3 protein-coding genes are annotated in these 4,741 nt (G+C 52.0%); all 3 read right to left on the bottom strand.

What is annotated here, in order from left to right; translation table 11 throughout:
* Positions 1–28: 28 nt before the first annotated feature.
* A complete protein-coding gene (locus tag AB1756_04110; GenBank protein ID MEW5806522.1) occupies positions 29–793 on the bottom strand; it encodes a hypothetical protein in 765 nt (254 codons plus the stop codon).
* Positions 794–1,068: 275 nt separating this feature from the next.
* Complete coding sequence (locus AB1756_04105; GenBank protein ID MEW5806521.1) at positions 1,069–3,651, bottom strand: hypothetical protein; 2,583 nt, start codon at positions 3,649–3,651, stop codon at positions 1,069–1,071.
* Positions 3,652–3,727: 76 nt separating this feature from the next.
* Positions 3,728–4,288: a hypothetical protein gene (locus AB1756_04100; protein MEW5806520.1), complete on the bottom strand. Its 561-nt coding sequence runs from the start codon at positions 4,286–4,288 to the stop codon at positions 3,728–3,730.
* Positions 4,289–4,741: the final 453 nt, after the last annotated feature.

Genomic DNA, 4,741 nt, shown 5'->3' with positions numbered 1-4,741 from the left:
AGACTCGAAGAGGTGTATGAGAAATACTTCAGCAAGGATCGAGGAAGACCGGTGAAGGAAGGGCGATTGATCTGCGGGATGTTGATCGCGAAGCATCGGGAGAAATTGAGTGACCGTGATGTGGTGATCCTCCCCTATTGTTTCTATAGGCTCTGATGCCTTCATCTCCATATCCCACATAGGCATAACCGCTTTGATTTGAATCTAAAAAATAACCGCCACCGTTGAGGCCTCGCCCTTCCACTCCATAACTGTATAACACCGATGAAGCATCGAGTGTTAGTGGTGCGTATTTTGTCTGAGGGAATGAGGAGGTGTCCAGAAACTCTCCTGCACTCTTGCCGCTCAAGTGTTCTGCGTTGAGGGCATAGGCGGAGGAGATCACCTTGATTCGGGGAGTCATCTCCGGGTCCGGCACGACAGCGACTGCAAGATGAACACTGGAATAATTCTTAAAGATTTCGGCGAAGTTCAGGATGCTACCGGTATTCCTGTGAGCCGGGTCACCGAGAGCCACTGTGAATAACCCGTCAGAAACAGAGATCTCAGGCGGGAAGCTGCTGGGATCATAGACCTCCTCCCAGAGGAGAGTTCCACCCAGAGGGTCGTCATAAAAGCGAAACCTCATGGAAACATTCCCGCTGATAGGCTTATCGCTTGAGTCCCTCAAGACTCCCTGATAGTTGATCCGCTCCGGGGGCGAGGCAGCAAATAGCAACAACGAGACACTCATTGCGAAAAGGAAATACTCTTTCAAGCTCCTCTTCAATGTTCTGGTTCTTAAACCTGTCATGATCCTCTCCTTTTAAAAATCTCTGCATTGAGCACAGAGACTCACAATCCCAACAAAGAAAAACAATGTGCTTCGATGCCTTCCGGCGGCTATTGCAAAACGGTTTTGTCGCCGGCGTAATAATAGCTCCTCCTTTCACGATCCCTTCCTTTCTCTGCCCGATCAAAGAACGATGAGTCTTAAACGTCTACTCTAGAGAAAAAGCTCTGTCCGTCAACACATCATGACCACGGAGTCCTGTGCATCAAAACATCATGATAACAAAGCTCGGCGCATCAGCGCATCATGACCACGACTTTGATCAGCCCGGTCCCTGCCTCCAGGGGTTCCAGCGCCTTCCCGATGATCGTCCCGGCAGCATGGTCGGGCGATTTCATGGCGTGTCCCTTCGTGGTCGAAGTGGTCAGGAGATCGCCGATCTGGATCGCCCCGTAACCTGCGTCCACCCTGCAGAGAACGATCCCCGAAAGCGCCACAGCAACCATTCTGCGCTCGGCCTGGGTGTCGGATTGGTCCTGCCCCAGGACCATGCCCGGTTCCCCCGCCACTATGCCGACCACCCCGGGATCGGAAGCCCTGTCTCCCCCTTTCATCATCTGTGGATTTAAGGGGTCGACAACCAGGACATCTCCCGCTTCCACCGGCTCGCTCACGGGAAGGTTCCTCGTCAGGTCGGTGGACGAAGAACGAAACGATTTCGCATGGATATTTCCCTCGTCATCCACAGGGATCGTGCCGGTGACTCTCTCCTCCGTTCTGCCGCTGAGACCAGGATCCGGTGCGCTGGAGCCCTGCGGTTGCTTCCCTTTGAAAGCTTCGGATAAAGATCCTGGACTTATTTCCGGATTCTGTTCTTGATCTGCTTCCGCATCCGGTTTTTCATCTATCCCCGGATGCGGTTCTTGATTGAGTTCTTGCCGCCGATCATGTTGCTTCTTCTCCAGCTCCATTTGCTCGCGGGCTTTTTCCAGAATGGCCTGCTTGTTCTCATCGATGGCAGCTGCCAGCGCCCTGGAACGGCTCAAATCGATCTCTTCTGTTTCCCCGTTATCCCGGCGCATCCTCTTGAAGCGCTCCAGAGCGTTGAAGGATCTCAGTTCCGGGCTCTGCGCATAGCTCTCCTGAACGGCTTCCGCAGCGGGAAGGAATGCTTCCCTCTCTTTTCCCTGAACAACAGGAAGCTCTTCGAAGCCGATCCGCAAACCATAGACGATGTAGTCGAAGGAAGCGTCCGGCCGCGAACCAGCATTCGCGCGGACGAGCAGCTCATTAGTCGAAAGGCTCTCAACATAGATGTCAGTATCAGGGTCTCGAGGAGTGAGGTGGGCGGTCAGGCCGATGTCCGGATTGGCAACCCACGAGAAGCTCTCCCCGAGCTTCACAATCCCCTCACCGTTGATGAGACGCGCGGTGCCCCGGGTGTAGACAGCCACTTCATCACCTTCCGGAGCGGCATAGGCAATCACTTTGCTCTTATCATAGGGGTGATTCTGAACGAAGCTGACGGTTCCCGTTCCATAGATCTTCCGTGTGAGGGTCGAAACGTCCGCCCAGTGGGTGACATCATCAGGGTGAGAGAAGGTTCCTCCGGCAAAGGTCCCCTTGGCCCAGATTCCGCGGTCAACATATCCCACATAAGCAAGGCCGGTATTATTTGTGTCTGTAAAATATCCTCCCATGTTGGTTCCATAGGCATGGATGCCGTCATTTCCCACTCCTACTTTAGAATAACCGTCGTTGTCTGAGTCTTTGAAGTATCCTCCCGAGTAGTTTCCATAACCCTGGATACCTTCATCCATAACTGCAATGTACGCGTAGCCGCTGCTGTTTGAATCCTGGAAATATCCCCCTCCGTAGCTTCCATAAGCAGCAATTCCGTAATTCCCGGTCCCCACCCAGGCATAACCGCTTTCGTCTATGTCTTCAAAATATCCTCCCCTGAGAGATCCAAGAGCCCTGATACCTTCATCTCCATATCCTACATAAGCATAACCGCTGTTGTCTGCATCCTTGAAATATCCACCTGTGGTATTTCCATAAGCCTGAATACCCCAATCCCCATATCCGACATAAGAATAGCCGGATTGTGAGTAGTCTTTAAAATATCCCCCGGCCACGGGCCCGTAGGCTTCGACTCCATAGTTTCCGGCAGCAGCGTTGACTGTGAGTTTTCCCGTCTTCGTCTGCGCTGTGGAAGATGTGCTTAGAAAAAACGAGGAATCATTCCCATCCAATAGATCCGCATTGAAGTTCGTCACAAGGGCCGTGGTCGATTTGGTGACTGAGCCGTCCATCTGAAGGGCTCCATTGACATCCAGAGTCGTTGCGGCGTCAATGGTCAGCGTTCCCGATGTGAAGGAATCGCTTGTGTCGCTCCGTAGAAACTGTGTCGCATCCGTTCCATCGAGATGATTCGCATTCAAAGCATACCCGGCCGAGATGACTTTGATCCGGGGCGTCATCTCTGCATCCGCCTCGACTTTCACCGCCAGATAGACATCCGCATAGCTCTTAAAGACATCACCGAAGTTCGTCAGACTGCCGGCACTCTTGTGGGCTGAGTCTCCGAGCGCCGCCGTGAACAACCCATCCGTGACGGTAATCTGGGGGGAATAGGTTGCACTGTCATATGTCTCCTCCCAGAGGAGCGTCCCCGCCGAGGGGTCATCGTAGAGACGGAAGACCATCGTTTTACTCCCGCTGATCGGCTTATCGCTGGAGTCCCTCAAGACCCCCTGGTAATTGATCCGCTCCGGAGGTGTTGCCGCGAATAAAAGAGAAAAAGCTGCGGTCGCAAGAAGAAATAGCAAATGGCCTCTTAAGCTTCCTTTCAAGGTATCCATTCTTAAAGTCATCATGATGATTTCCTCCTTTTGAAGAATCTCTGGATCATATAACCGGGGCTTCCCAGCCCCGCCTGAAAGCAAATCTCCCCTATGGACAGGGTGATGAGTTGGGCCGCTCCCCGCCGCTGGACTTATACCCCATCGTCCCTTCTTCGTAAATCCGGTTCACCGCCGTGACCAGATAGAAGTACCCCTGACCCGCAGAGGGGGTGGACGCGTCGGTCGCCTGTTCATCCTGGATTAAGGTCTCCTGACAGTTCCCATAGCCGGGATCGAGGTTGCTCAACAGATCCCGGTAGAGGTTGTAATGCCCCACAGACCCTTCCGGCGACCACGTCAACGTCGTCTTGTCGCTCAGGAACCTCAGATTCAACACCTCGTCCGGTGGCAGATACCAGGTGTCGAACCCCGAGTTGATTCCGTAGGAAGCGCTGCTCATGCTCCCGTCGGCGATCGTATCCCCGATCGAATCAAGAGAAACCTTGTAGTTCGTTGACGTCAGCACCGTGCCATTCCGGGGATCGCCCCCGTTGTTGAAGGTATATTCCTTCAGTTTGTAATTGGTGCTTTCCTGGGCCTGGAGGACCGAGATCAAACAGGTTGCGCAAAATGCCATTGCCATCATCAAAGAAGCAAAGCCTTTCTTCATGGTTTTATCTCCCTTCTCTGGTCTCATGATAAATTCAGACAAATTCATCTTTTATAAATAAGACAATTTACTCTGATTTATGGCAAGAAACAAGGATTTTTTATGCAAGACCGGGAAGTCTACGAGGGTCGGCTGTTGCGAGCAAGAATCTTTCTGTAAGGGCTGGCCCGGGAGGAGGATCCCGCCACGCATGAAGAATAGCCGCAAGCTTTAAGGAATCTCTTTGGAGTACAAGGGATAAGGGATAGGAAATTCGTTTTTTCGCTTGGCGACAATTTATCCATTTCTCCTCAATTGATCTACTCCTGATCCTGATCAACTCCACCAAGTACTATATTGATAACATGAAAAAGTTGTGCACCTCGAAAGGGAAGTTTTGCTAAACTTCCCTTGAAAGACTCACATTTCAAAGGAGGTGCGCATATGTATTATATGGGAATTGACCTTCATAAG

The organism is Acidobacteriota bacterium (genome assembly GCA_040752675.1).
Taxonomy (GTDB): Bacteria; Acidobacteriota; Polarisedimenticolia; order JBFMGF01; family JBFMGF01; genus JBFMGF01.
The sequence above is the reverse complement of the archived record's forward strand: the minus strand, read 5'-3'. Positions and strand labels throughout refer to the sequence as shown.

Bases quoted from the DNA above. Each gene is read 5' to 3' on its own strand.
- AB1756_04105 (MEW5806521.1), bottom strand. From the start codon at position 3,651: ATGATGACTTTAAGAATGGATACCTTGAAAGGAAGCTTAAGAGGCCAT.
- AB1756_04110 (MEW5806522.1), bottom strand. From the start codon at position 793: ATGACAGGTTTAAGAACCAGAACATTGAAGAGGAGCTTGAAAGAGTAT.
- AB1756_04100 (MEW5806520.1), bottom strand. From the start codon at position 4,288: ATGAAGAAAGGCTTTGCTTCTTTGATGATGGCAATGGCATTTTGCGCA.